Genomic DNA, 25514 nt, shown 5'->3' on the forward strand with positions numbered 1-25514 from the left:
CGCCGCCCTGCGCGTATCTCACAGTTCAGGGCTACCGGAACGGACCGCCCACCATCAGGCGAACGGTCCGACATCACCCAATCAAGTTCAGTAGCTGACGGCAACGTCAACGGACGGGTGCTGCACAAAGCGGTGGGTCGTCGCCGTCATCGGGCTGGCTGACGGACTCCGAGCGCTCGCCGAGAGTGCGGCCGAGGAGGTCGATGGCGTCGCGCTGGAGGCGGAGGCGGACGTGGGCGTACACCGTCGCGGTGACGCCGATGTGGGCGTGACCCAACAGCTCCTTGATGACGACGAGTTCGACGCCCTGTTCCAGGAGCAGGGTCGCGGTCGAGTGCCTCAGGTCGTGGAACCGGATCGCCCGCAGGCGGGAGCGGCGGAGGAGTGCCTTGAAGTGCCGCGTGAGGGTGGCGGGTTCGATGGGGTGGCCGTCCGGGCGAGAGAAGACGAGGCCGTTGTCCACCCACTGTGCGCCGGCCTGCTGCTTCTCGCGGGCCTGCCGGGCGCGGTGCTCTCGCAGCGAGGTGACGCAGGCAGCCGGGAGGGCGATGCGGCGTTCCGAGCTGATGGTCTTGGTCGGCAAGGTAGTGAGGCCGCCGGTGCGGGTGCGTTGGAGAGTGCGGCGGATGCTGGCGGTGCTGGCATCGAGGTCGAGGTCTTCCCAGCGCAGGCCGAGGAGTTCTCCCTTGCGGAGCCCGGTGCGAAGGGCGAGCTCAAACAGGGCGTGCAGGCGGTGGCCCTTGGCGGCGGTGAGGAAGGTGCGGGCCTCGTCGGCGGTGAGCGGTTCGAAGCGGCGGGGGCGGGGTGTGCCGGTGCGGACGTTGCGGGCGACGTTGCGCGGGATCTCCTCCTCACGGACGGCATGCTCCAGGGCCGACTTGAGCACGGAGTGGATGTAGGCGAGCGTCAGCGGCGAGAGGAGCTTGCGGCAGCACTTGCCGATGGCACAGCAGCGCGGTTGGCGGCCGGCCTGGGCGTCAGGCTTGCGGCGGGCGTCGAGGCCGCGTGCGCAGCACTGGCAGACGGTCCGCAGCCCGTTCAGCCAGCTCCGGATGTCCTTGGCGGCGAGCTTGGCGAGCTTCCTCTTGCCCAGGCCGGGGATGAGGTACTGGGTCACGCAGGTGGTGTAGCGGGTGTGAGTGGTCTCGCGGAGCTGGTGGACGGCAACGTTCTCCAGCCAGTACGTCAGGAACGCCCCGAGGCTGCCCTGGGCGGAGACCACGGGGACGCCGCGGTTGCTGGCGGCGATCTTCTCGGTGAGCTTCGCGAGGGCTTCCTTGCGGGTGATGCCGTAGACGCGGACGCGCTTGCGCGTGTCGCCGGGGGCGAGGACGTAGCCGGCGGCTTCCCAGCGGCCGTCCTTGCGCTGGTAGACGGTGCCGTCGCCGTTGGCGCGGCTACGGCGTGAGGGAGCGGGGGTGTCGTGGGATGCGGTCATCAGGCGGCGTCCTGTTCGAGTCGGGTGCGGATGAAGTCGGTGAGCGCGTGGGTGGGGATGCGGCGGGCGCGGCCGAGGGTGATGGAGGCGAGCTGCTGGGTGCGGAGCAGGTCGTAGACGGCGGAGCGGCCGAGTTGGAGGCGGGCCATGACCTGGGGGACCGTCAACAGATCCCCGCCCGGCCCCGGGAGTGGGGCCATCAGCAGCCGCCCTCGGCGGTGAACTGCCGTTCCACTTCTCTGCGGTGCCAGACGGCGGCGGCGAGGAGTTCCGCGCCGGGGCTGTAGCCCGAGCCGTGGTAGGCCCAGTGGCCGATGACGAGGGTCGTGCTCGGGTCGAGGTCGGGCAGGCCGGTGTGTGCGCGGGCCTGTTCGGTGCGCCAGGCTCGGCGGTTGTCGCGCAGCGCGCCGAGGGTGACCGAGTAGCAGCGGGACTTGGTGGAGAAGTGGCCCCGGAAGCCGAGCATGTGCGCCCACTTCCAGAGCTTGAGCTCGGCGAACTCCGGGCGCGTGCCCAGCTCCCAGCAGGTGCGGATCATCTGCCGCACGTGGCGTTCGACGGCGAGGCGGGCCAGCGGTCGGGCCTGTCCGGTGCCGGTGCAGGCGGTGCACTGGAGTGGGGTTCCGTGGCGGGTCAGGGTCATGCCGCGTCCCTGGCAGGGGCGGCAGAACAGGGCGCGGTCGAGGGCGCCGGATGAGTCGGCGGACTTGGTGGCGTACTTGGCTACGTAGGCGGCGACCGCGTGATCGGTCAGTTCGGCTTCGGTGCCGAAGGCGGCGATCTCGCGAACGTCGAGCTGTTGGCCCCAGAGGAGTTCGCGTTCCCCGATCGCGTCCGAGACGACGGTGACCGAGACGCGGGCGGCGGCGGCCCGGATGGCGTCGGCGAGCATGGTCACGGTGGCGGACGGTGGTGGGAGCTGGGTGCTGCCGTCCGGGCCGTCAAGGCGGATCACGGCGTGGAAGTGGACCAGGCCGCGCTTCTGGTACTCGGCGACCTTGGCGAAGGAGACGCGCAGCACCGCGCGGGCCGCTTTCTGGGTCAGGCCGAGCCGGGCGGCGATCTCGCGGCGCAGGTAGATGGTGAAGCGTGCCCACAGGGCTCCGGCGTGGGCGTTGAACAGCACCGCGCCCGGGTAGTCGTAGGTCTTCGGGTCCAGCGGCGTGCCGAGCAGCGCATCTGCGGCTTCGTGGCGCTTGCCGCAGCGGCAGGGCCGGAGAACACCGCTCGCGTCGGTGGGGCGGTTGTGGACGGGGCCGAAGGACGGCGCGGTGAGCGTGGCGAACACGCGGGGGTGGGTGCGGACGGTGTTCGGCACGCTCTTGCCGCCGGTCAGGCCAGCCCGGATCAGTTGGAACGTGTCGGCGGCGTAGACGCGGGAGCAGGCCGGGCAGCGCGAGGCGCGGCGGTTGCCGCAGGACGTCAGCAGGCTGCCCGTCGGCTCGTCGGCGGTGTTGTAGGAGCGCAGTACCTCACCGGTTGCCGTGTCGATGGTGGTGGTCTGGCCGAGCAGGCGCACGGGTTCGGTGCAGCCGCCGAGGTGGTCGATTTGCTGGTGTGCGCGGTCGAAGTCGGGCAGGTTGACCAGGTGGATCAGGTCCCGCACGGCGGGGCTTGCCACGTGGCGCAGGTTCAGGGTGTCCATCCGGGGCGTGTCCCTTCTGTCGGGTGGGGTGGCCCCGAGCAGCAACCAGCCAGGCAGGAAGGCATGCTGGTGCTGCTCGGGGCATGGCGAACCGAGCCGGTCGGGCGGGGCCGGTCAGGTTGGGATGGGGCCGGCGGGGCTCAGGCGAGGAGCTGAGCGTGTGCGGCGGTGGCCAGCGGCAGTGTGATGCGCAGGCGGGCCTTGAGCTGACCGGGCGTGATGTGCTCGCCCTGTTCGGCGTGATGCGTTTCGGCGATGCGCCGGGCAGCGGTCAGCGGGGCCTCGGGGACGGCCGGGAGAGCTGCGGACGCGGTCCTCTTGGCCGGCGCGGGAGCAGGCTCAGCGGTGACGACCACAGCCGGGGCAGGCGCCGGCTCGGAGGGCGGTGTGAGGGCCGGTTCCGGTGCGGCGCCGAGGGACACGATCGGGTCCGGCAGGTGCTCCGCAGCCGGAGCCGGGGCGGGAGCCTCCGCCAGCTTCGAGGCGCTCAGGATGTGGAAGTGGCGGAGGAACTGCGGGTCGACCTGGCCCCAGCCGAGCAGCAGCAGCGGCGCGACCGCATCGACGGCGGCACGGCCGTAGTGTCCGGCCGCCAGAGGTTCGGCGACGTTCAGAGCCAGGGTCAGCAGGCCGCACAGGTGCATCAACCGGGTGGCCACCGTCAGCTCCTTGTGCGTGACACCGCGCAGAGACAGCAAGCGCAGGCCGATGAGAAGCCCGACCACGGACAGGTCAACCATGGGGGCGATCAGTGGCGCGACCGGGTGGGGCACCCCCAGGCGCAGGGCCAGGGCCCAGACGTTGCCGAAGGAGAAGACGAACGCCAGCAGGGCGATGACCGCCATGACCACGGTCACGGTGCGCTGTGTGAGGCGATCCTCGGCCATCAGGCCAACTATCCTTTCTTGATAGCGAGTTACATAGGTGGTCGAGCAGCTTCGGTCATCAGGGTGTCGGCGTCGTCGTCCATGAAGGCGGGTTTCCAGTCGACGGGGCCCGGGTAGACGTCGAGATACGCGGTCGGGTCTTCGGTCAGATGGGCGGTGTCGTCGGCGACCCGGGTGGCGTCGGCGTCGGACACGTACGGGGTGCGCACGCGGGTGAAGCCCGGACGGCCCTGCACTCCCATGGAGGCCACCCCGACGTAGGCGGGGTCCTGGAGGTTGACTGGGTTCGCGTCCGGCCAGTTGCGGATGTCGTCCCCGAGCGCGGCCACGGCGGCTTCCGCCGTCTTCTGCGCGAAGGACAGTTCCAGCGGGCACACGTCCCGTGTCCGGTCGGGGTCCAGATGACGGTGTCACTCGTTCAAAGGATCTTCCGTCAACGGATGCCTCGCGGCGCTGGCAACGTCAAATCCCTTACGTATAAGCCGACTTTCGCTGTCGGCGTCGACGAGTTCCGGGGTGGGAGCCGGCCGGGTCGGGGTTGCAGGGCTGGGTCGGGGCCGTGAAGGGTGCCCGTCAGGACCCAAGGTTGTCCCGCGACATGCTGCCCGGTGTGTCCGCACCGGGGCCCTCGTGCTGCCGGTTGGTGAGTTCGGCCGCGCCCCAGGGGACCGGGGGTGGCGGCGAATATCCAGGACGGGCCGGTGAGCCGCCGGCAGGCGGTGGGCGGCGGCCGCGGTCGGTGCCCCGGCGCTTCCCGACGGCTGGGGCGGCTTCACCCTGAGCGGCGCGCAACTGGAGCGGGATGGTACGTCCTGGTTCGTCTGGGCCAGTCTCACGCGCACCGCCCAGGAGGCGGACGCCACCACGACGTTCTTCGCGGCCGGGGCCCCGCTGTCGAGCGGCGCCCCCGAGGGCGCAGCGGACATGCTGTACGTGATCGGGGTGGCGCTGGGCGGCCTCGACATCGGGCTGAAGGACGTGCTCGTGCTCGGGGAGGTCGCACCGTCGACGGGCGTGAAGCTGGTCCACAGGCCTGCGTACCCACCCGCTGATCGTGTTCCACGCCCGGTTCCGCCGTCGGCGGCCCGCAGCATCGCCGAATGGTGCCGACACCGGGAAAGCGGCGTTGAGGAGTGGCACTTTAAGATCGACGAGTGCCTGTGGACAGATGGGCCGCCTCGATGTGGACGGCCGCGCGGTCGGCGTGGGTGCAGGCGGGGCGTGCTCCCCACGGCGCCCGTCATCGGCATCGGCGGGGCGCGCAGCGCCGCGTTCTACCGCCCCGTGCGGTGCTGTCGTGCCCACGACCTCACCCCGCCCGTACCCACCGCATCGTCAAGATCTGCATCCGGCTCCGCAGTCGGGATCCCTCCTGCGCGAAGCCAGGATGCCCCCACCGTCGATGACCCTCCCGGACTGAGCAGTCCACGACCTTCTCGACATCCTCCGCCCTGATCTTGAGGAGGACGAGACCTCTGCTGCCGACGCGAGGCTCGGGCATCTCTGGCCGGCGCTCCGGCCAGAGATGCCCCACTCCCGATGCCACGCCGTAGTACCGAAGTCGTTCGACGCGTGGCTACGCCGCCAACGGCAGGTCGTCGTCGCCACGGGGGACGGCGCGGAGCCGGCTTTCCTGGGCGCGGTCGAGCGCGGAGGCGAGCGCCGTGACGGCTTGGTCGGCGGAGTCTTTGAAGAGGTGGCCGTAGAGGTTGATGGTGGTGGCGAGGGTGGAGTGGCGCAGTGTCTTGGAGACGATGGCGAGGGGGATGCCTTCGGCGATCATGATGCTGGCTGCGGTGTGGCGCAGGTCGTGCAGGCCGATCCGGGGCACGCCGGCTTCGGTCGTGCGCCTGCGTAGCTGAGTGAGGACCCACTGGGGCCGCAGGGGAGCGCCGGTTGGCTTCGAGAAGACGAGTCCTTCGAGCGTGCCGTCGGGGTGGGCGTTCATCTGGAGGGCGGCTTGGCGGTGGAGGGCGGCGGTGACTCTGGGGGAGAGGCTGATCCAGGCGCGGCTGGCCTCGGTCTTGGGCTCACCGAACGTCAACTCGCCGTTGTTGACGGCGGCGAGGGTCCAGCGGACGTAGAGCTTTCGGTCCATGAGGTGGACGTCGGACCAGTGGAGGGCGAGTGCTTCGCCGCGGCGCATGCCGGTGCCGAGCATGACCTCGAACAGATCGGTGAGCTGGTCGGCGTACTGCTCGGTTCCATGGTGCAGGAAGGTGGCTGCTTGTTCGGGGGTCCAGCAGGTGCGTTCGGCGGCGCGGGGCTTCGGCGGGACGGAATGCTTGGCGGGGTTGTAGCGCAGGCGCCAGGACCGTACGGCGGCGTTCAGCGCGTTGCGCAGGGTGGAGGCGGCCCGGTAGACCGTGGCTTTGCCCCGCCCGGCGGCGAGTTGGGTGGTGATCCATTCGTCGATGTGCTTGGGCCGCAAATCGAGGAGCCGGTGGTGGCCGAAGGCCGGGATCAGGTCGCGCTCCAGGCACGCCCGGTAGCCCGCGTATGTGTTCGGCGCCAGCCGCACTTTCTGCAGGACCAGCCACTCCCTCAGGAAGCTCGCGACCGTGGTACGGCGATTCTCGTAGACCCCGCGCAGCTCACCGTCGAGGACCGCGGCCATCTCCCGTGCGGCCTCGGCTCGGGTGGCGAATCCGCCCCGTCGGCGGGTGCGGCGCTGTCCCTCGTCAGGGGCGAGGTCGACCCAGTACGTCCACTTCCCGTGCTTCATGTCCGCGGCCAGCTGCGGACACCACGGACCCAGCTGCTTGCCGTTGCCGTCCGAGCAGCCGCACCGCCGGTACACCCTGCCCCGCTGTGGACGTTGCCCCACGAACCCCTCCTCGCAGTCGATGCTCTCTGGCAACCAAGGTTCGCCACCTCGTTCGGAGTGTCGGTAGAGCGTGCGAAGCAGGGCGCGAAGCGAGCCCTGGTCGGCCGACGGCGACACGCGCAGGACGACACGCCGAACGGAAGGTCACGGCACGTAGTCGGCGGGTAGGCGGCTCTGATCCGCCACGGATGCCCTGCAGCAAGCGACCCTGCAGGCTGCTGTTTCGAGCTGCGTCATCGGTATGCGGCGAGTAGTGGTTGGAGCGCTGTTACTCGGCGTGTCGACGGCCATTGCTGGGCCCTGGGACCACTTTGGGACCAGCCACATTGGACGCTGATGGACACATATGGACGGAGTTGGACATCTCTGGCCGAGGTAACGCCTGGGCCTCCGTCAGGTCACGCGAGTCGCGCGAGCACCCCTCTGGGATCAACTCCTATGCACAGGATGCGAGTTGGCCGCCTGATCGGGACCCGTCGAGCAGGCGGCCAACCAGCAATGTAGTAGGCGCAGTTGACTGGGGGTCAAGGGGTCGCAGGTTCAAATCCTGTCGTCCCGACTGTGAAGTCGGTTGTGAGAGCCGGTACTTGGGAAACCAGGTGCCGGCTCTTTCTGTTGCCGGGGCAGCTGGTGGTCGCATGGTGGTCGCCCGGCCACATGGGCCAGTCCTCGGTGGGGTCGTCGGTGCGCGGGGTTCGGTTGGCGGGTTGCGGCCGGTGGGGGCGCGGGTGCTGGCGTGCGTAGCGGCTGGCGCGGCAGGCAGGTGTGCCGGATTCTGCGTGGTCGGCGTTGTCGAGTATCCGGGGGATGCCGTTGACGCCTGCGCGGGCGGCGGGGGGGGGTGAGTTCGGCGTAGATGTTGGCGCTGGTGGACAGGGTCCGGTGGCGCAGGGTCTTGGACATGATCGGCAGTGGGACGTTGGCGGCGAGGCCGAAGCTCATGGCCAGGTGGCGCAGGTCGTGGAGGGCGATGCGGGGGACGCCGGCTTTGTCGCAGAGCAGGTGGAAGCGGTCGAGGACGGCCTTGGGGTGCAGGGGGCGGCCGTGGCGGTGGAAGACGTAGCCGGTGGGGTCGGTGGTGCCGAAGGGGCCGGTGTCGGCGAGGTCGTCGAGGGCGGTGGCCGCGCGGTGGGAGAGGGCGAATCAGGTCCTGCTGTGCAGGGTCTTCGGGGTGAGGAGGAGTTGGTTGTTGTCGACGGCGGAGAGGGGGTGTGGCGGACGAAGAGGACGCCCTCGCTGTGGTGTACGTCGTCCCAGTGGAGGGCGAGTGCTTCGCCTTTGCGCAGGCCGGTGCAGATGATCAGTTCGATCAGGTCGGCGAAGTCGGGATCGGCCGTCCGGCAGTGGTGGAGGAAGCAGACGGTCTGGGTGGTGGTCCAGATGGGCGTTCGTCGGCGGCGGGGCGGGGGATGACGGCGGGGTGGGCGACGTTCGCGGGGAGTCGGTGGGTGCGGACGCCGTCGTCCAGTGTGGAGAGGGTGGGGTGGCCGCGGTGGTTGGCGAGTTAGGTCTGGACGAAGGCGAGGATGTGTTCGTGGGCGAGGTCGTCGAGGCGGATGGCGCCGAGGTGGGGGATGAGGTCGTGGTGGACGTAGTCGCGGTAGCGGACCCAGGTGGTGGGCTTGAGCCGGAGCTTCTTGGCCGCGAGCCACGAGGCGAGGTATTCGGCGACGGTCTGGTTGGGACAGGTGTTGATGCCGAAGGTGCGGCCGGTGAGGTAGCGGTGCAGGGCGGTGCGGGCTTCGTCCTTGGTGGGGAAGCCGGGAGTGATCTCCTTCGGTTTGTTCGCGTGGAGCGGCAGCTGCGCAGGCTATGCGCCATGCGATCCATCAAGGTCACGCACTCGTGCCTACGCCTGGAGCACAATCGCAGCGGGGCTCTTGTCGTTGATCCCGGAACCTGGAGCGAGTCACGGGGCTTGGCCGGATTCTGTGGCGTCATGGCTGCGTACGTGCCCTGGTCGAGGAGCGTGGAGGCGATCGACTTCGCCCAGGTGGCGGCTCCGGAGGGCGCATTCTGTCTCCAAGGCGCGCAGACCAGTGCGCACGGTTCGGTCGGCGATGACGGGCGGTCCGGGGAGGAGTCGGGAGACACGGGTCACCGACCGGCGCCCGGTGCCGAAGGCTGATGGGTCGGGACGCCGCGTCGGCCGAGCTGACAGGCTGGCTGGCCCGAAATGCTCTGCCCTTGAACGGCCTTGTCGCGGGAGCACCAGCGGATGATCTTCAGCCGCTGAAGGAGATCCTTGCTGAAGTGCGGATCGTGGGGTTGGGGGAGGCCACGCACGGCACGCGTGAGTTCTTCCAGCTCAAACACCGCCTGCTGGAGTTTCTGGTGACAGAGCTGGGCTTTCGAACTCTGGCCATGGAGGCGAGCGCGTCGGCGGGTCCGGCAGTTGACGCCTATGTGCGCCATGGCGTCGGGGAGGCCGGCAAGGTGCTTGCCGGGTTGGGGTTCTGGATCTGGCGGACCCGTGAGGCGCTCACGGTGATCGAGTGGATGCGCGCCTACAACCGTGGCCGACCCGACGACGAGAAGGTGCGCTTCGCAGGCATCGATCCGCAGCGGTGCGGGGGCTCGCTCACCGCACTGGACTCATTCCTTCGCGACGTGGCACCGGAGCGCCTGACCGCCCTCCACTCCGCCCTGGGTGTGCTCTCCACAGCGGATCCGGGATCGCTCCCGGGCGCTCGGCAACTGGTGCGTGATGCGCACGAACTCCTCCAGGCCCTGGACGAGTTCGGCCCTGAGGCGGCCGATGCGATCGAGCATGCCCGAATTCTGGTGCGGGCCGCAGACGTGGCGACACACCCTCGTCGGCACACGGATCCGTTGCAGACCGCCTTTGCCGTACGCGATCGCCACATGGCCGATGCCATGGGGGAACTGCTTGAGGACCCGTCCGCCAAGGTGGTGCTGTGGGCCCACAACGGCCATGTCATGAAGGGTCACTGGGGTGGTGCGGTGCCGGTGCTGGGGTGGCACCTGAACGCACGGTTCGGCGCGGCCTACTACGCGCTCGGCCTGCTGTTCGGCAGTGGCGCCTTTCGCGCGCGGCGGGTGTGGCCCGGACGCCGGCGATGGACGGGCGTCCCGCCCGCCGTTGGCAACCGGATCGGCCCACCCCGCCCTGCCGCGGTGGAGTCACGACTCGCGGCCGCCTGCCCCGGTGACCATCTGGTGGATCTACGGGCCGGCGTCGACGCCCCGGCGGGTGTACGGCACTGGCTGCATGAGAGCCAGGTCGCGCGAAGCTTTGGTGCGCTGGTGCCGCGTTGGACCTACAGGTTGAGCTTGACGCCGACCGTGCCGGCCGAGGAGTACGACGGACTGGCCTATGTCGCGGTGTCGTCCAGCTCCCGCCTTCTGCCGTGAATCGCCCCCTGAGGCACGATCGGCGGGGGGCAGGACGGTGCGGACAGCCGATCCGTCCTGCCCCCATCCCCCTGTCCATGCGCGGGATCCTTCAGGACATCCCGTTCGGGTGAGGGATGCTCATGAACTCCTGATCCAGCTGCTGTTGATTCATCCTCAGCCGCCTGTGGGCCAGCCGGTGCACCACATCGTGCGGGAGTCCGAGGTTGGGAGTGGCCACCGAAGGTTTCGCGGCAGCCTGAAGTGCCCAGGCGAATCCGACGAGCGGGTTGATCCGGTTCCACCGGTCGGCATCGATCCCCGTCTCGTGTCAGGCGGCTCGGATTCCAGCCATGTTCGTGTGCGCCCTGGTAAGCGCCCCATCGGCGCGGCCTACGGTGCGGCATCTGCTCGGTGGAACTGGAGAGTTGGGGGGATGCACGTGGAGGAAGACATCTCGAAGAACGTGACCGAGGTCCTTCGGCAGTTGGCGTAGCCGTCGAACGTCGCGGTCCACTCCGGTCCAAGGTTGCTCAGAGACGTGGAAGCGTGTGCGGCCAAGGACGACCAGAAGCGGAAGGAGAAGGAACTCGAGCCCCTTCCGTATGAGGAACACGGTGACGGCATCCAGCTGACGCCGTGGAACGTACTGCACACCCTCGGACGTGCGACCGCGCTCGCCCGGCGCGGTGCCGGGCGGGGCCTGGCGGAGCACTGGGGCTGCCTCAGGTACAGCCAGGCGCTGGAGGGCACACTGGGCACCTTCATGGCGCTGTCGGCTGAGGGCCGTGACACCGCCAACTACTACAAGGCACTCCTGGCCGACCGACCCCTGGGACGACGAGGAATGGGGCGGCCCGGTTTCCATCCACGGGCGCAGGCCACAGCGGCGCGGTCGGGTGCCCGCCGGTCGCAGGCAGGGCGCGGGTTCACCGGGATGCGGGGCGTGAGTTCGTCGGGGCGTCGGTGCGTCGGGAGTTGATGGTGTGAGCGGCTTCGTCGGGGTGGGGAGGCAGGAGGTCGCTGTGGTGCTGGTGGAGGAGGCGTTCGTGCTCCGGGCTGAAGTGCGTGCGCCAGACGCCGGGCGGGAGTTGGTCGCTCTTGGGGTTGGGCAGGGCGGCGAGAGCCGCGGCCGGGTCGGGGTGGCCGGTGATGGCCAGGAGCCGGTGCAGGGCGCGGTCGCGGGTTTCGGCGGTGCCGCCGTCGGCGGGGTCGGCGAGTTCTTCGTGGGTGAGCACGCAGACGGCGGGGTGGCGCAGCAGCCACTGGCAGCGGCGGGCTTCGCGCATGCCGGGGAAGCCGGGGTCGGTCAGGGCGAGGGTGATCTTGGCGTCCATGGTGGGCAGGGCGCTGACGATGTCGCGGTAGACCAGGTGTTCGGGCATCGAGCCGACGTGGCCGGCGGGCTGGGAGAGCAGGTGGATCTGTTCGATGATGCGGTCGCGTACGTCGCGGTGGTGGTAGACGATCGGCGGTCGTGCGGTGCTGTGCCAGGCGCGCAGGAAGCCGGCGTCGGCTCGTTCCAGGTCCAGGCTGTTGACGTACCAGCAGCCGCGGCCCGGCAGGAGTCGGGGCAGGTCGGTGTCGGGGACGCGGGTCAGACGGTCTTCGAGGACGGGGTCGACGGGTGAGGCGGCGGTGACGGGCTGGCCCAGGCGTGTCCACCACACCCGCCACAGGGCAGTGACTGCCTGCTGGAAGGCGGCTTCCAGCTCTTCCCGGTTGTCGCGCTGCCCGCGCAGCAGGCGTGCGGCTTCGTCCTGCCCGTAGGCGGCCCGGAGCAGGGGGGCGACCTCGCCGGGGCCGGGCTGCTCACCGTGTTCGCGTTGGGTGCCGCTCATCGTGCCGTACGGGGTGTAGCCGAGTGCGGTGGTGATGCGGGCCAGCAGTGGTGTGCCGCTGCCGCGCAGCGAGACGACGATCAGCTGGGGCACGGGCATGGGAGGTCTCCCGGAGAAGAGGAGGCGACGGGGTGGTGGAGGGTCAGCGGGCCGGTGTCGCGTGCGGGGTGAGGACGAGGTCCTCGTAGGTGTGGTGGCGGCGGGCGGTGACGCGCTCGTGCAGGAGGGCGGCCGCGCGCGTGTGTTCGCCGATGTCGACGAGGGCGCGGGCCAGCGTGTCCTGGACGATCTCGCGTTCCACCCGTACGCCGCCGATGCGGTCGATCTGCCCGCGCAGGCGGGTCAGGAGATCGACGGCGGCCCGGGGGCGGCCCGCGGTCACGTGGGCGAGGGCCCGGACCACGGGGGCGAGGACTTCGCTGTAGTCGGGGCGCGTGTCACCGGCCGCCCGGCGGGCCAGGGCCTCAAGGTCGCCGGTGGCCGACTCGACGGCCAGGGCCAGGGCCAGGTTGAAGGTGTGGAAGACCTCCGCCATCCCGCCCGGCCCGGCCAGCAGGCCGCGCACGTGGTCGAGGTCGCAGCGGCCGGCGGGTTCCTGCCCGGCCAGCAGCAGACGCCAGTTCGTCGCCGACCGCATCCCCACGTCCGCGCGGCCCAGGACCTCGTCGGCCCGGCGGCGCGCGTCTGCGAAGTCCCCGCAGGCCAGCGACTGCAGGGCGGCATGCCAGTTCAGGTGCTTGAACTGCGCCGCCTGCGGATCCTCGGCCAGCCACCGGTCGAGGAACCCGGTGGAGGCGGGGCCGGCTCCCCGTTCGTGCTCGGCGTGCGCGCGAGCGTGCGCGGCGAGTCCGGCGCGCGGAAACCGGGCCAGGGTGTGCCCGGCCAGTTCGAGGGCCTCCTCGGCGCGGCCCTGCTCCGCCCGCGTCCAGGCCAGCCTGCCCGTCCACGGCCAGCTGTCCGCACCGGCCAGGGCGTACTGCCGCTCGACCAGCGCATCACCGTCCGCGCGGTAGCCGGCGTCCCCGCAGGCGTGGAAGGCGTCCAGCATCAGCGAGGCCACTTCGTCCCCGGGCCAGCGCTCGAAGTGCGTCACCAGGTGATCGGCCGTGAGCCGGAACTGTCGGTGGGTGTAGAGGAAGATCCCGTACACCAGGCTCGCCGACCGCGCATCGGCCTCCTGCGCGTCCCGGTGGGCGACCACCAACTCCTCCCGCAGCACCTCATCGCTCAGGCCCCCGCCGGTCGCCAGCATCAGGAGGGCCCGCGCCACGCCCAGCCGTGGACACTCGCCGACCCATTCCCGCAACAACGGCACCGCTCGCCCACTCAGGGCAGCCAACTCCCGTACAGCGGCGTCCTCCAGCGACACACCCGTCACCCCGACACCGGCCACGAGCCCACCCGTCCCGCACAACGTCGGTCCCACCGGATCAGACGCTGGACATGAAGATGGCCGTGCAGACGATCCCGCTGCTCCCGCAGTGGTTGCGGGGCAGGTCCAGGGGCAGGCCGAGGTGGTTGCCGCTTGCCGTCCCGCTGTCGGAGACGGTGGTCCCGGTGGCCTGCGCGGCACCGTGGTTCGTGCAGGAGTTGCCGAACACGGCGTTGCCCACTCCCACGATGTTGGCCTGGGCCGCGCCGGCCGGGACCACTGCCGCCCCCATGGCCGTACCCAGCACCGCCATCCGCTTGCCCACGGTGCGTGCACTGCTGCCCGCGGCCTGGCGCCCCGCACCCGTCAGCATGTTCATCGTGTTCCTTCCTCGTACGGGCCCCGCCGAAAGCCGGTGCCTGCGCAGACCGTGCCCCGGGCAACTGCTCGGAGCCACGGCCTGGTCAACGACGGAAGCGCGCTCCGGATACGCACCGTCGAGGCGGCGCAAACGGCTCAGGCAGAATCGGCTGGGGGAAGCGATTGCACACCGGTTTGCGCATGACGGCCGAAGGCACCCGGTGACCCCGTCGCGAGGGTCACCGGGCGCCTTCGGCAGCGGCGGACGGGGCTCGGCCGTCGCCGTGGTGCGGTGTCAGCGGCGGAGCGGGCCCTCGCAGGAGTAGTCCGCGGTGCCGGCCTGGCCGGAGGGCCAGACGTCGACCTTGCCGAACCAGCAGTTCATGTCGGCCATGTTGTTGTTGGCGGCGCCGCCCCGGTCGAGGAGGAAGTGGTCGACGGTGGTGGCCATGTCCTTGCGGTTCTGGCCGGGGTTGTTGGAGTTGGTGAGGTTGGCGGTGATGCGTCCGGTGCAGGTGAAGCGCATCTTGTTGTTCCAGTCGCCGTTGTCCTTGCAGTCGGGGGTGTTCTGCGTGGCGGAGGCGAAGGCGTTGCGGATCTCGGATGCCCAGGCGTAGTTCAGTTGGCCGTTGGGCGTGTAGTCGGTGGAGGGGACGTAGAGGTCGTCCGCGTGCGGGATCTCGGCGTCCAGGTAGGCGGTGTACTCCTGCTGGAGGCCGGCGTCGCGGCCCAGGCGGTCGCGCCAGGCGTCGTAGCCGGCGCGGTCGTCGGCGCGCAGCAGGCGGTACATCTCGGAGAGCTGTTCGGGGTGCTTCTCGCCGAGCAGGTTGAAGAAGGTCGCGGAGTAGGGGTAGGCGCGGAAGCCCAGTCCGTTCCAGGTGGCGTGCAGGATCTGGTCGACGGTCAGACGGGGGGTGCGGGCCTCGTCGTCCCAACCGATCTGGCGGACCATGTACTTGCGGGCCTTGACCCCGCTGTCACGGGTGGCGCCGGCGAAGTACTCGGCGGTGCCCTCGTTCATGGCGAAGGTGGCGTCGCTGGGCCAGCGGGTGGTGTAGCCCTCGCCGGGGATCGCCCAGCGGGCGTTGAGGTAGTGGGTGTACTCGTGCCGGAACAGCTCCTCCAGGCTGAAGTACGACTCCTGGGAGGTGCGTTGGTAGGTGTAGAAGGTGGAGTTCTCCTCGATGAACATCCCGCCGTTCTGGACGTCCCCGATGCCGAACAGCACACGCTGGAGGGCCTGGTAGTTGCTCTTGGTGTCGTACAGCTGGACGGTCAGCGCCGGGTGGTTGTCGTCGGCCAGCGGCTGGTCGGTGCCCAGGGTCCGGAAGAACTGGGCCTTGACCTGCTTGGTGGCGTAGTAGAGCTGGTCGGCGGTGGCCTTGTCGAGCGCGGTGCGCACGATCAGGGTGTCGTTGTCGTAGCTGTAGGTGTGGGGGAAGATCTGGCGTTCCAGGTCGGTGCGGCAGACCCCGTACTGGCCGCAGAGCCCGAGGTCGTTGACCGGGCCGACCAGGTTGGCCCAGGGCACGCTCATCCGGCCGAAGGTCGCGGCGGCGAGCTCCAGTTGCGAGCCGATCCGCTGCTTCACCTCGGACTTGAGGGCGTCGATCCGGGCGAAGCGTCCGTACTCCAGCATGGCGTCGCCGGCGGCCCACTCGCTGTTCGTGCCCTTGAGGTGGGTGTAGCCGGCGTAGGCGCGGAACGTCTCGCGGTAGTCGGCGTCGGCGGCGACGGCGGCCCGGAACAGGCCCTCGGGGTCCTCGCCGACGTTCTCGATGCCCTGGAAGTTGATCTGGAGAGCGCCCTGGACGGCCCAGTTCCAGCCGCGGTCGCCGATCACGGGCGAGCCGGGGGCGAACGTCCGCATGACCTGCTTCACCAGGGGCAGCCGGGCCAGCCGGAGCTTGGGGGCGCTGCTGGTCTGCAGCAACTCGCCCATGGTGTCGCCGTTGGTGGTGGTGGGGTCGAACACCCGGGGGTTGGCGGCGTAGTCGCGGATGGCGCGGTCGAGGGCGGCGACGGTGGTGTCGTCGCCGAGGTCGATTTCGTCGTGGTAGAAGTCGAAGAAGACGGCGATGTGCAGGTAGTACCAGAGTTCCTGCTGGTTCAGGTTGTTGGCGCTGTCGAAGGACGGCGCGAGGGAGCTCACCTTGGCGGCGACGGCCCGTACGTGATCGGGCGTCATCACCTTCGCGGTCCGCGGGTCCCAGTTGACCAGCAGCGGGCGCAGACAGTCCTGGTAGGTGTGGCCGCGGTCGGTGAGGAAGTCGACCAGCGCGGCGGGGGAGAGCGAGGTGAACGCCTCCGGGGTACAGGCGGCGCTCTTCGCGACGCCGGCCGCCGGGAGCGACTCGGCGGTGTCGGCCGGATCGCCGGACTGCAGGCCGCTGGTCGGCTGGCGCGCGGCGGTGCCGGGCCAGCCCTGCGGGACGGCCGAGGTGCCGCCACCCGGGGCGCCCTGGTGGGCGACGTGGTCGCCGGCCTGCTGCGGGGCGGGCGCAGGGCGGTCCGCCGCCGAGACGGCAGGCGCGGGCGAGGCGGCGGCCTGGACGCTGTGCAGCAGCGGGACCGCGAGGGCGGCGGCGAGCGCGGCCGAGAGCAGGGTGTTGCGCACGGTGACTGATGAACGCACCGGGGTCTCCTCGTTGGTGTGGGGGTGGTCAGGTGGTGCTGTGCGGGGCGCACCGGGGGAGGAGCGAGGCGGCGAATGCCGCCGGAACCGGTGCGGGAGCGTGAGGGAACGGGCAGCCCGGGAACGGGTGACCGCGCCGGCGGTACGGAGCTCGACGCCCGTACGGAGGTGCGGCGGAAGCGGTGGAGCGGCGCCTTCGTACGGGCGTCGGGGCTCCGGCCAGGCCCTCTCTTCCGGACCCTGTCGGATCGGTGCGCGGCTCCCCGGCCCTTGGGGTCGGAAGCAGCCCGGATGCCGCGCCCGGCTCGGAGTGTCGGCGAACTGTCCTCGTACTGGGGGTACTTGGACGGTTTGCTGGTTGCTTCCGTGGGGGCGCCTCCCGGCCCGTCGGGGCGGGGGGAATGGCGATCCGGAATTGCGCGGTCGGCAGGACCCGAAAGACAGGGCCTAGGTGCTCGGCGGGCGCGTGCGGGTGTGGTCCGTCGTCGGGACGGGCGTGACTCGGCGCGTGGCGCGAGGAATTGACACCGATTCTCCTGTGGGGGGAGGTGGGGCGGAGTCGATGGCCCAAAGGGGCCGCGGCCTCCAGGTGGGGGGAGGCCGGTTGGCGCAGGGCATGAAATGTAACATGGCAATGTGAAATTGCACTAGTGTTTACCTGCCCATGGGGGAGGTTTCGACGGCCGGGCAGAACGGCCGACCCACCGGCGCCCCACCGGCCCGGGGCCGGCAGCCGCACGGCGTCGACCGGAACGGTGGGAAGTGGGGGGGCGGGCCCGATCGGGCAGGGGGTGCGGACCGGGCGCTCGACGGGACTGCCCGACCAAGGGTGTCGTCACTCGCCCCGAAATCCCCTTTCGCAGTGGGTCGTCATCGTCAACTCCCTGCGCACGGCGGCCGACCTGGTGCGCCTGCTGGAACGCGCCAACCTCGCCCGCGAACCCCAGCTCTACAACTCGCAGGCCGCGTCCGGCCGCTATCGTGATCTCGACCTCGGCTGCCCCGGCGTCGTCATCGTCCACCGCGCCGGCGCCAAGGGCCTCGGCTTCGACACCGTCGTCGTTGCCGACGCGCGGAATCCGACTCCGCCACCGATCCGACGGCGGCGACCCTTCGCATGGCCTACTACGTCATGATTACCCGTGCCCGGGAGCGGCTGGTGCTGGGCCGGCAGGGGAGTCGGATGCCACAACATCCGGAGGAGCTGGACGGGTTGGTGGAGTCGCGGTGACGGGATCGCCCGGTCTGCGGACATACGACGGAGCCGACCCGGTTCCGGAGCGGTCCGATGTGCGGCGGGCGACGCAGGGGCGCGGTGATCCGCGGAGGACGACCACGAGCCGTTCGCGTTCGAGGTCGGACGTAGGTTGCTTTTGGGGAACAAGGGGAGACGATGAGTGACGACCGCAGAACAACGGTACCCGTGTGGACGCTTGCGACCGGTGACGTCCGAGTGCCCGGGTTGGCCGCGGGCGAGTCGATGACGGCTGGGCGCCTGGCGGAACTGCGCGGAGTGCTGGCCGTCCTGGCCGACGAGCCGATCGTCACGCTTGAGGTTCATCCGCTGCCCGACACGGTCGACCGCGGCCGCGGCATCCCGCTCGATGCCGCGAGTCCCCTGGCGCAGCAGCTGTCACAGTTCATCACGCAATCGGCGCGGAGTTCTCTGACAGCGGCCAGGGCGACCGCTTCCGGCGAGAACCTCTACCGCATGGTGGTCCCGGCGAAGGTTGCCGCCCAGCTCGGGCAGGGCATCGTTCGCCCGATGGCGTCGAAGGGGGCGGCCGGTGGAATCTACGGTGAACTCGTGAACTCGACGGGCAGGATCGCTTCCAAAGCGACGTTCGTGCCGGTCGGAGGAGCGGCAGCGGCGGGCACGGTCGGCGGGGCCGGTGCGACTGCTGGTGCCGTGGCCGCCGGCGGCACGGCGCTCACCGTGGCCGCTCCACTCGTGCTCATGGCCGTGGCGGTGGGTGTGAGCGCGCACGCCGACCACAAGCGCCGGCAGGCCATCGAGCACATCACGGAACTGCTGGAGCAACTTCAGGAGGAGAAGCTCGACGACGAGCACAGCGAACTCGACGGCTGCCGCGACGCCATCGACAAAGCCACAGCCGTTCTGCTCGACCAGGGCAAGATCGGTGTCTCGCTGGGACTCGACTCGGCGGTGCATGCCATCAACACGGCGTTGGGCAAAGCCGACCGCCGCCTTGCCCGGTGGCAGAGCGCGCTCGACAGACTGCCTGCGGGCAAGGCCGTCGAACTCGGCACGTTGACCAAGGCGTTCCCCGGCGTCGACGACCATGGCGGCACGTTCCGCACCCACCTCGAACTCGCCTCCCTGGCCATCGCGCTGAAGCGGCGGCTGGTCGTCCTCCAGGCCGTCGAGCAGGCCCAGAGCGACCCCGGTAATCCGTTCGAGAACTTCACCCGCGCACTCAAGCGCGATCAGCAGCGCCTCGACGAACTGGAGTCGAGCATCGCCGGTGTCCTCGTACGCCTGTCGGTGGTGGAGCTGGCCCGCCCGAACGGTCTGCGGCCCGTCTTCACGGCCGGTGAAGTCGATCGGCTCATGAGCGCGGCACACCGGATCCACAAGCTGGGCGACGGCGTCACGGTAAACAGCCGTACGACAGACGTGGCGATCGAGATTGCCCGCGACAAGGACGGCTCGGTGGTCGTGTTCCCTGCGCTGCCCGCGTAGGCGCAGGCGCGCTCGGATGTCCGCATGCTGCGGTTCCCCCAACCGTCAACTCGCCGAGGCCCGGGCCTGGTCAGCCGGTCCTGGCGAGGTTCTTCTCGAACGCGGCGAGGTAGTGGGGCAGGTGGTGGTCCCTGATGCCGTCGGTCTCGGGGGCGAACATGTCCTGGCGGAAGCCCTTGCCCCGGTCCTTCAGTCCGGCGATGAGCGGCATGGCCTCGTGGAGCTTTCCGTCCGCGTCGAAGTAGCGGAGCGCGTCGACGTGGGTGAAGATCGGCTCGGGCGGGAGCTGGGGGACGATGTCGTTGTTGTTGACGAAGCGGTAGCAGCGGTTCCTGAAGGCCGCGTTGTGGGCGTCGGCGAGGAGGCGTTCGCAGGTGCGGGGCTGGCCGAAGGTGTAGACGCCGTCGGGGAGTTGGTGGGGCTCCTCGAAGTACCAGCTGGCGCCGGCCAGCATGGCGAGGGCGCCGCCGAGGCTGTGCCCGGTGAACCAGACGCTCTGCCCGTCGGTGCGCAGTTCCTGGACGGTGTCGCGGATTTGGGGGTAGACGGACAGCAGGGCCTGCCGGAAGCCGTAGTGGACGAAGCCCTTGTTGGCCGGTCCGGGGACGGGCGGGGTGTTGACGTCGGTGAGCCAGTCGTAGATCTTCAGGACCTCGGTGCCGCGGAAGCCGGTGACGATCATGCGGTCGCTGGCCATGATGTAGGCCTGGGTGTCCTCGATCGGGAACGGCATTTGGTGCGTCGACTCGAAGTGGCGTACCTCGTCGAAGCCCCAGGCGTGGGCCTTCTCCTCGATGCCGGCCGGGTCCAGTACGGCCAGTCCGGCGGCCTGCGCCATCCAGTAGGCGTGGGGGAGGGAGTAGCTGGTCGTCGAGTGGTCCAGGGCGGGGATGGTCATCGGTGTCCTCCGGGGAGCGGGCCAGTGGGTCGCTCAGCAACCCATTCCCGTATGCGAACGAGGAGGAGTCGGCGGCGCTGGAGGCCATCCGGACGGACGCAACCAGCGCGGGGTCGCGGTCCACGCCGACTGCGAAGGAGCCGTCTCGGCACCCGGAAACCCTGGCTCGCGACACCGACCCCGGGCTCGGCCGCCCGTCCTCTGCTGCCTGTCGCCTTGCGGAGAGGTTCCAGGCAGCGGTTCGGGTCGCTGCCGTGGCAGCGAGGGCCGGGAGGCGCGCGGTGAGGTCGAGTGCCTTCGGGACTGCGTGTTGGCATCCACAGGACTGGTTCGCTCCGGCGCAACCACGGTGCGGCTGCCGGCACGTCGGTGTCGCGGCGTGGGGCGCTCGTGTCAGACCGCGACGGCCTCGTCCTCCTGCAACTGGTCCTCGGTGAGCTCGTCGGGCCCGGCCTCCGCCGTCGGGCCGGTCGTGGCAGCCGCTGCGGCCGTCCGCTGCCGTCGCTCGTGGACGCCGGCGGCGACCAGCAGCGCCAGTCCGGCCACGAGCCACAGGACGAGCGAGAGCACCCGCCCGCCGAGGCCCGCGCCGCCGTCGAAGTACAGGATGCTGCGCGCGCCTTCGACGAATCCGGCGCCGTTCCAGAATCCGTGCAGCGCGCCGAAGAAGCCGTTCTGCAGCTCGGGACGGTAAATGCCGCCGGAGGTGGTGAAGTTGAGCATCACGAACAGCGCCATCATGGTCAGCGTGGTCCACCGCTTGAGGAAGGCGTGCAGGCCGGTGCCGATGGCGATGATGCCCGCCGAGTAGAGCCAGGCGAGCGCCCAGACGGCGACCTGGTGGTGGTCGACGACGTGGAACACGGGTCCTGCGGTGGCGATCCCGATCGCGCTGACGACGAGCGAGGTCGCCAGCCCGGCCAGTGCCCGCACGCGCATGCCGAGGGCCGCGCCTGCCGTGCCGAGCACCGCCACGCTGGCGTAGGAGCCGATGCTGATGGTGACCAGCAGGAAGAAGATCCCCTGCCCCGTTGGGTCGCCGGCCGCGAGCGGGGCCACGTCGGTGACGGTCAGCGGCACGCCCTGGTGCCCGGCGACGGTCTGGAACACCGCCTCCGCGGCCATCGCGGAGGTGTCGGAGTTGGCCTTGGCGATGAGCAGTTCCGGATGTTCGGCGTCGGGGACGTACGCGCCGACGAGGTCCCGGCTGTGCAGTTGCTGCTCGGCGCTCTGCCTGTCGGGCAAGGTGGTGACGTCGAGCGCGTCGCCCGCCCGGTCCTTGAGGGTCTGCGCCAGTACCTGGTCCGGTGTCGTGGTGCCCACCACGGCGACTTTCAGGTGGTGGGGCTCCGGCTGGTGGAAGGCGCCCTGGTAGGCGAGCGCCATGCCCAGGCACATCAGCAGTGGCGTGAGCAGGTGTACGGCGAGGTGTCCGACCCCGTGCCAGCGGCTGGGCGGGGTGTGGTGGGTGGCGGTGGGCCGGGCCGGTTCGGCCCGGTGCGATGTCTTCATGCCCGTGTGCGGTTCTTCCTGTGGTGGCTGTGGAGCAGGTCTGGCGCCCAAATATGCAAGGTTGATGAATACAACTATTAAGATGCACTATACAACCATTGGCCGGATGGCCCGTGGCTCAGAGCTGCGGCAGGCATGGCTCGGCGGCGCCGGCGGGCCTGGTGCGATCGCGCCCGTATGGGTGATCATGATGTGACGCAACGTCATATTCCTTTTGTCGAGAGGGTGTTCACCATGCTGGTCGACTGGCCCGCCGAGGCGTTCGTGCTGCGTCTGCACCGCATTCCCGGCCTGGTGGCGGGTGTCGCGGTGGGGAGCCCGGAGGGCGCTGCGGTGGTGCTCGCGCCGGAGACCGGTGGCGAGGGCGAGCGGTGGGTGGCCGAGCGGTTCCGGGTGGTCAACCACCGGATCCGGCACGCCGCCACCGGCCTCTACCTGACCGCCGAGGAGACGACCCGGGGCGCCGCGGTCACTCTGCGGCCCAAGTTCTCCGACACCGGCAGTGATTCCTCGTACTGGCGGCAGGCGTGGCGGGCTTTCGTCCAGCGCGACACCGGTCGGCTGATGGCGATCAACGACTCCTCCAACTGCCTGCTCGGCCTGGCCGACCCGGCTGCCGAGCGGCCGGGCGGGCCGCTGATCCTGGAGAAGGGCGCCGGGGCCGAGGACCGGTCCTGCACCGCCTGGGCGCCCGCGCCCGTCCCGCCGCCGGAGCCCGCACCCGCTCCGGTGCCGAAGGCCACCGACCTCCCGGTGGGGACGGGCCGGGTCCGGGTGGCGGCCCGCCGCTACGAGAAGCGCGTGCGGACCATCGAGCAGATCTTCGACGAGACCAGCTTCCGGGAGGTCCCCGGCGAACTCCTCGCCCCGGGCACCCGCATCGAGACCTTCGACTTCGACCAGTACTCCCAGGGCGACTGGTACAAGGAGGGACGGGAGGGAAGTCTCCTGACCTTCACGGACAGCTACGACACGCCGGGCGCCGTGCGCAGGGCCTTCCACCGGCTGCCGGGGGAGCCCGCCCGCTACGTGGACTCCAAGGAGGTCGACGTCCACTACGTCCCGCCGAAGCTCGTCGCCCGCACCAATTTCCCCGCGGCGCTCTTCGACGACTACAGCGGCGCCCTCGTCCGCACGCCGTACCGGCTGGCCAACGGCCACGGTTTCTACAACCGGCCGGAGCGCCGCGAGGGCCTCTACTTCCCCAAGCGCGACGGCGCCGGCACCGTCGTGCAGTGGAACAAGACCTGGATCGCGGACAACGACACCAGCTCCAAGGTGTTCCTCTGCTTCGACGGCCGCTACTTCATCGACCAGATGGACATCACCTGGGCCGAGGACGAGAAGAGCTGAGTCGGCACCCCGCCGGCCGTCCCCGGCGGGCATGCGGGGACAGCTGCGGAAGCGTCCGTGCCCGCCCCGGAGCGGGGCGACCAGGGCGCGGCCTTCACCATTACGGTGCCGAGCAACGAGGCGATCAGCTGCCTGGTGCACAACCGCCCCGTCCGGCCGGCCGACGTCACCGTCACCAAGACCTGGCAGGTCGACGGCCTGCTCCTGCCCGAGGGGCAGCAGCCCGCCGGCCTCACCGCGGCACTCCGGCTCACCGGCCCGGGGGGAGGCGGCGCCACCCCGCAACCGTGGGACACCGCCCGCACCGACCTCCCCTCCCCGACACCGAGGAGCTGACCGGCGAGCACCTGACGGCGGAGGTCACCAACGTGGTCGACTGCGCGCCCGAGCCCACACCGCCGCCCACCGCACCGCCGCCCACCGCACCGCCGCCCACCGCACCGGCGCCCTCGCCCACCCGTCCGCCGGGCACCGCCGCCGGCGCGCTGCCCGCCGCCGGAACTCCCGCCCTGCCCTCCCTCCTTGGAGGGGCTGCCGCCACCGCCCTCGGCGGCACGATCCTGGTCCTGATCGCCGTCCGTCGCCGGAGCCGGCGGTAAGCGCTTGCGACGTACCGGACGACGGGGCCCGCCACGCGGGCCGTCCGCGCTCCGGGCGGCGACGGGGCGTGGGGGTTCTGCCGGAGCACCGTTCAGTGCGGACGGCGGGCGGTCAGGAATCCTGCGGTCGCGGTGACGGTGCCGACGGCCTCGGCGATCGCGGTCGTGGTCTTCTCGGTGAACCAGGCGGGTTCGTACATGTTCGGCAGCGGGCCGATGGTGCCCACGTCCACGTAGCGGTACAGGAGCAGGGCGCCGAGGGTGGAGGCGGACACCAGCGCGGCGAACACCCAGACGGACCTGCGGTGGCCGGCGGCCAGTACGAGGAGCGCGGCGAGGGCGGCGACGGCGGCTTCGAGGCGGAACAGCGTGCCCTGGGTGATGTGCGCGCCGACCGCGTCGTAGCCGGGGGCGAGGTCGGCGTGGATCGCGGCGCTCACCGCCAGCGCCGCGGCCGTGACCAACTGGAGCGTCCGGAGCAGCAGGGGGTGCCCGGTGGGGGAGCGGCGGACGTCAGTAGCCATTGCCGGGCGGCGGTGTGGCGGCGCTGGCCGCGGCGGTCGGCGAGGACGATCCCGCCGTGCCCGCGCCGACCTGGACGTGGGCGTCCATGCCGAGCGCCTTGTGGTCGTCGATCGGACACCACAGCTCGTAACTGCCCTGCTGGAGCGTGACGGTGAACTGTGCCTCGCCGCCCGGCGGGATGGGCGAGGTCTGCGTGGTCGACACACCGGGGCCCGAGATGGCCAGCGCGTGGTCCGTCGTCCCGGCGTTGTGGGCGACGAACGTGTGGCTGCCGGGCGTGAGCTGCATCTCGGAGAACGTGAGCGTGTACTCCTTCTCCGTCACGGTGACGGTCCCCGCCTGCCCGCTGCTCGCGGCACCGGTGGGGCTGCTCCCTGTGGCGGGGGACTTGCCGCTGCTGCTGCACCCCGTGCTGGCGGCCAGTGCGAGGGCCGCCAGCACAGTGGCGCGGGTGAGAAGCCGGGTTCGGCGTACGGGGGTCATGGTCATCGCCTCCTTGTGGGGACGAGACTGGGGCACCCGGTCCGACAGACCGGCCGCGACACTCCCGCCCGCGCGGGCCGTCCACCCGATAGGCCGCCCGTACGACGCACGCGCTTCCGCGACAGCTCCCGGGGCGCCGGTCGGCGGGCGACGGTGCTCCGCGCGCCGACGGCGGGGAGGGTCGTCGCTGACGGTAACTTGATCGTCGCTTCCTGGCATTCGCGCCGCATGACGAGGGTGGTACGACAGTGACCGACGCGATCGAGACGCCCCGACCAGTCGCCCGGCCGGCAGCTCCGAGTGCGCTGCTGCTGCTGGCGCACGGCAGCCGCGTCCCGGAGGCGAAGGAGTACACCCGCGCGCTCGCCCGCGCGGTCGGGTCCTCCTGGGCGGGCCGGGTCGAAGTCGCGTACCTTCGGCACACCCGCCCCAGGGCCCGTCAAGCGCTGAGCATGCTCGCCGAAGCCGGGCACGAGCAGGTGGCCGTGGTGCCGCTGCTGCTGCTGAGCTCGGCCTTTCACTCCCGGGTGGACCTGCCCAAGGCGCTGTCCGACCCGCTGGGCCGGGCGCCGCTCGTGACGCCGGTGCTGGGCGGTACGACCGGCGAGCCCGACAAGCGGCTGGTCGCGGCGTTGCGCCGCCGCCTCGCCGAGCTGGACGTCGAGTTCGACGCGGTGGTGCTGGTGGCGACGGGCAGCACCGACGTCGGCGCGTATGCCGAGGTGGCGGCCATGGCGTCCGCGCTGGGTACGGACCTCGGCCTGCCGTGCCGGGCCGCTTTCGCTGCGACCTCCACGCCGACCCCCGGCGAGGCGGCGGAGGAGCTGCGCCGTGCCGGGGCCCGCCGGATCGCGGTCGCGTCCTACTGCCTCGCATCCGGCGTGCTGTACCGCGAGACCGTCGAGGCCTCGACCGCGGCCGGCGTGGTCGGTGTCTCCCAGCCGCTGGGCGACGCGCCCGAACTGGTCGCACTGGTCCTGGAACGCCTCCGCCAGGCAGGTGCCGGGCCGACCTGAGCATCGGCGTGTCCGTTCCGCCGGAAGGGGAGGCGGTCGAGCCGAGCCCGGGCGGGGCGAGGGAG

22 protein-coding genes and 1 pseudogene are annotated in these 25514 nt (G+C 70.8%); 7 read left to right on the forward strand and 16 right to left on the reverse strand.

Annotation, left to right across the window (positions count from 1 at the left end; genetic code table 11):
- Positions 1 to 106: 106 nt before the first annotated feature.
- The 8 genes and pseudogenes from ACFV4P_RS14150 to ACFV4P_RS14185 form a co-directional block, all read right to left on the reverse strand.
- The gene (locus ACFV4P_RS14150; RefSeq protein WP_380470789.1) at positions 107 to 1438 is read right to left on the reverse strand and encodes a tyrosine-type recombinase/integrase; all 1332 of its coding nucleotides are present in this window, start codon (positions 1436 to 1438) and stop codon (positions 107 to 109) included.
- Positions 1438 to 1638: a helix-turn-helix domain-containing protein gene (locus ACFV4P_RS14155; RefSeq protein WP_380470791.1), complete on the reverse strand. Its 201-nt coding sequence runs from the start codon at positions 1636 to 1638 to the stop codon at positions 1438 to 1440. Before ACFV4P_RS14155 ends, ACFV4P_RS14150 begins: the two co-directional genes overlap by 1 nt.
- Complete coding sequence (locus tag ACFV4P_RS14160; RefSeq protein ID WP_380470793.1) at positions 1638 to 3083, reverse strand: replication initiator; 1446 nt, start codon at positions 3081 to 3083, stop codon at positions 1638 to 1640. Before ACFV4P_RS14160 ends, ACFV4P_RS14155 begins: the two co-directional genes overlap by 1 nt.
- A 140-nt stretch (positions 3084 to 3223) precedes the next feature.
- Positions 3224 to 3970, reverse strand: a complete 747-nt coding sequence (locus tag ACFV4P_RS14165; RefSeq protein WP_380470795.1) for a DUF2637 domain-containing protein — start codon at positions 3968 to 3970, stop codon at positions 3224 to 3226.
- A gap of 29 nt (positions 3971 to 3999) precedes the next feature.
- Positions 4000 to 4347: a hypothetical protein gene (locus ACFV4P_RS14170; protein ID WP_380470797.1), complete on the reverse strand. Its 348-nt coding sequence runs from the start codon at positions 4345 to 4347 to the stop codon at positions 4000 to 4002.
- A gap of 1199 nt (positions 4348 to 5546) precedes the next feature.
- Positions 5547 to 6797 carry a tyrosine recombinase XerC gene (gene xerC / locus ACFV4P_RS14175; protein ID WP_380470799.1) on the reverse strand — a complete coding sequence of 417 codons (1251 nt, stop codon included), beginning with the start codon at positions 6795 to 6797 and terminating at the stop codon, positions 5547 to 5549.
- Positions 6798 to 7337: 540 nt separating this feature from the next.
- A pseudogene (locus tag ACFV4P_RS14180) lies at positions 7338 to 7874 on the reverse strand (hypothetical protein); the annotation flags it as partial.
- 427 nt (positions 7875 to 8301) lie between these two features.
- The gene (locus ACFV4P_RS14185; RefSeq protein ID WP_380471422.1) at positions 8302 to 8598 is read right to left on the reverse strand and encodes an N-terminal phage integrase SAM-like domain-containing protein; all 297 of its coding nucleotides are present in this window, start codon (positions 8596 to 8598) and stop codon (positions 8302 to 8304) included.
- Positions 8599 to 8984: 386 nt separating this feature from the next.
- Between ACFV4P_RS14185 and ACFV4P_RS14190 the strand changes: the two genes are divergently transcribed.
- Positions 8985 to 10172, forward strand: a complete 1188-nt coding sequence (locus ACFV4P_RS14190; RefSeq protein ID WP_380470801.1) for an erythromycin esterase family protein — start codon at positions 8985 to 8987, stop codon at positions 10170 to 10172.
- A gap of 908 nt (positions 10173 to 11080) precedes the next feature.
- On the opposite strand, the gene ACFV4P_RS14195 is transcribed toward ACFV4P_RS14190, so the two are convergent.
- From ACFV4P_RS14195 to ACFV4P_RS14210, 4 genes are all read right to left on the reverse strand, one after another.
- Entirely contained in the window at positions 11081 to 12091 is a 1011-nt protein-coding gene (locus ACFV4P_RS14195) for a hypothetical protein (protein ID WP_380470803.1), read from the reverse strand.
- A gap of 43 nt (positions 12092 to 12134) precedes the next feature.
- On the reverse strand, positions 12135 to 13262 hold the full coding sequence (locus ACFV4P_RS14200) for a hypothetical protein (protein ID WP_380470805.1): 1128 nt from the start codon (positions 13260 to 13262) through the stop codon (positions 12135 to 12137).
- A gap of 160 nt (positions 13263 to 13422) precedes the next feature.
- Positions 13423 to 13743: a chaplin family protein gene (locus ACFV4P_RS14205; RefSeq protein ID WP_380470807.1), complete on the reverse strand. Its 321-nt coding sequence runs from the start codon at positions 13741 to 13743 to the stop codon at positions 13423 to 13425.
- 276 nt (positions 13744 to 14019) lie between these two features.
- Positions 14020 to 16359, reverse strand: a complete 2340-nt coding sequence (locus tag ACFV4P_RS14210) for a collagenase (protein WP_380470809.1) — start codon at positions 16357 to 16359, stop codon at positions 14020 to 14022.
- 905 nt (positions 16360 to 17264) lie between these two features.
- On the opposite strand from ACFV4P_RS14210, the gene ACFV4P_RS14215 reads away from it, so the two are divergent.
- Positions 17265 to 17495: a hypothetical protein gene (locus ACFV4P_RS14215; protein ID WP_380470811.1), complete on the forward strand. Its 231-nt coding sequence runs from the start codon at positions 17265 to 17267 to the stop codon at positions 17493 to 17495.
- A gap of 257 nt (positions 17496 to 17752) precedes the next feature.
- The gene (locus tag ACFV4P_RS14220) at positions 17753 to 19063 is read left to right on the forward strand and encodes a hypothetical protein (RefSeq protein ID WP_380470813.1); all 1311 of its coding nucleotides are present in this window, start codon (positions 17753 to 17755) and stop codon (positions 19061 to 19063) included.
- Positions 19064 to 19133: 70 nt separating this feature from the next.
- On the opposite strand, the gene ACFV4P_RS14225 is transcribed toward ACFV4P_RS14220, so the two are convergent.
- Entirely contained in the window at positions 19134 to 19961 is an 828-nt protein-coding gene (locus tag ACFV4P_RS14225; protein WP_380470815.1) for a lipase family protein, read from the reverse strand.
- Positions 19962 to 20354: 393 nt separating this feature from the next.
- Positions 20355 to 21473, reverse strand: coding sequence for a hypothetical protein (locus ACFV4P_RS14230; protein ID WP_380470817.1), 1119 nt, complete (start codon positions 21471 to 21473; stop codon positions 20355 to 20357).
- Between the two features lie 234 nt (positions 21474 to 21707).
- Between ACFV4P_RS14230 and ACFV4P_RS14235 the strand changes: the two genes are divergently transcribed.
- Genes ACFV4P_RS14235 through ACFV4P_RS14245 form a run of 3 tightly spaced genes read left to right on the forward strand, consistent with a single transcriptional unit; the run spans position 21708 to position 23425 of the window.
- Positions 21708 to 22826 carry an RICIN domain-containing protein gene (locus ACFV4P_RS14235; protein ID WP_380470819.1) on the forward strand — a complete coding sequence of 373 codons (1119 nt, stop codon included), beginning with the start codon at positions 21708 to 21710 and terminating at the stop codon, positions 22824 to 22826.
- Positions 22827 to 22883: 57 nt separating this feature from the next.
- Positions 22884 to 23162: a hypothetical protein gene (locus tag ACFV4P_RS14240; protein ID WP_380470821.1), complete on the forward strand. Its 279-nt coding sequence runs from the start codon at positions 22884 to 22886 to the stop codon at positions 23160 to 23162.
- On the forward strand, positions 23114 to 23425 hold the full coding sequence (locus tag ACFV4P_RS14245) for a hypothetical protein (protein WP_380470823.1): 312 nt from the start codon (positions 23114 to 23116) through the stop codon (positions 23423 to 23425). Before ACFV4P_RS14240 ends, ACFV4P_RS14245 begins: the two co-directional genes overlap by 49 nt.
- Positions 23426 to 23517: 92 nt before the next feature.
- On the opposite strand, the gene ACFV4P_RS14250 is transcribed toward ACFV4P_RS14245, so the two are convergent.
- Both ACFV4P_RS14250 and ACFV4P_RS14255 read right to left on the reverse strand, forming a co-directional pair.
- Entirely contained in the window at positions 23518 to 23949 is a 432-nt protein-coding gene (locus ACFV4P_RS14250) for a hypothetical protein (RefSeq protein ID WP_380470825.1), read from the reverse strand.
- Positions 23939 to 24433: a copper-binding protein gene (locus ACFV4P_RS14255; RefSeq protein ID WP_380470827.1), complete on the reverse strand. Its 495-nt coding sequence runs from the start codon at positions 24431 to 24433 to the stop codon at positions 23939 to 23941. Before ACFV4P_RS14255 ends, ACFV4P_RS14250 begins: the two co-directional genes overlap by 11 nt.
- A 248-nt stretch (positions 24434 to 24681) precedes the next feature.
- Here ACFV4P_RS14255 and ACFV4P_RS14260 point away from each other — a divergent pair, with 248 nt between their 5' ends.
- Positions 24682 to 25449 carry a sirohydrochlorin chelatase gene (locus tag ACFV4P_RS14260; RefSeq protein ID WP_380470829.1) on the forward strand — a complete coding sequence of 256 codons (768 nt, stop codon included), beginning with the start codon at positions 24682 to 24684 and terminating at the stop codon, positions 25447 to 25449.
- The last annotated feature ends 65 nt before the right edge of the window (positions 25450 to 25514 follow it).

Origin of the sequence: Kitasatospora sp. NPDC059795, from assembly GCF_042732175.1 — a bacterium.
GTDB lineage: Bacteria > Actinomycetota > Actinomycetes > Streptomycetales > Streptomycetaceae > Kitasatospora.

What these genes read in the sequence shown, in the direction of transcription:
- ACFV4P_RS14195 (WP_380470803.1), bottom strand. Translation starts at nt 12,091, where the DNA reads ATGCCCGTGCCCCAGCTGATCGTCGTCTCGCTGCGCGGCAGCGGCACA.
- ACFV4P_RS14160 (WP_380470793.1), bottom strand. Translation starts at nt 3,083, where the DNA reads ATGGACACCCTGAACCTGCGCCACGTGGCAAGCCCCGCCGTGCGGGAC.
- ACFV4P_RS14150 (WP_380470789.1), bottom strand. Translation starts at nt 1,438, where the DNA reads ATGACCGCATCCCACGACACCCCCGCTCCCTCACGCCGTAGCCGCGCC.
- ACFV4P_RS14250 (WP_380470825.1), bottom strand. Translation starts at nt 23,949, where the DNA reads ATGGCTACTGACGTCCGCCGCTCCCCCACCGGGCACCCCCTGCTGCTC.
- ACFV4P_RS14225 (WP_380470815.1), bottom strand. Translation starts at nt 19,961, where the DNA reads ATGACCATCCCCGCCCTGGACCACTCGACGACCAGCTACTCCCTCCCC.
- ACFV4P_RS14230 (WP_380470817.1), bottom strand. Translation starts at nt 21,473, where the DNA reads ATGAAGACATCGCACCGGGCCGAACCGGCCCGGCCCACCGCCACCCAC.
- ACFV4P_RS14205 (WP_380470807.1), bottom strand. Translation starts at nt 13,743, where the DNA reads ATGAACATGCTGACGGGTGCGGGGCGCCAGGCCGCGGGCAGCAGTGCA.
- ACFV4P_RS14255 (WP_380470827.1), bottom strand. Translation starts at nt 24,433, where the DNA reads ATGACCCCCGTACGCCGAACCCGGCTTCTCACCCGCGCCACTGTGCTG.
- ACFV4P_RS14235 (WP_380470819.1), top strand. Translation starts at nt 21,708, where the DNA reads ATGCTGGTCGACTGGCCCGCCGAGGCGTTCGTGCTGCGTCTGCACCGC.
- ACFV4P_RS14220 (WP_380470813.1), top strand. Translation starts at nt 17,753, where the DNA reads ATGAGTGACGACCGCAGAACAACGGTACCCGTGTGGACGCTTGCGACC.
- ACFV4P_RS14165 (WP_380470795.1), bottom strand. Translation starts at nt 3,970, where the DNA reads ATGGCCGAGGATCGCCTCACACAGCGCACCGTGACCGTGGTCATGGCG.
- ACFV4P_RS14155 (WP_380470791.1), bottom strand. Translation starts at nt 1,638, where the DNA reads ATGGCCCCACTCCCGGGGCCGGGCGGGGATCTGTTGACGGTCCCCCAG.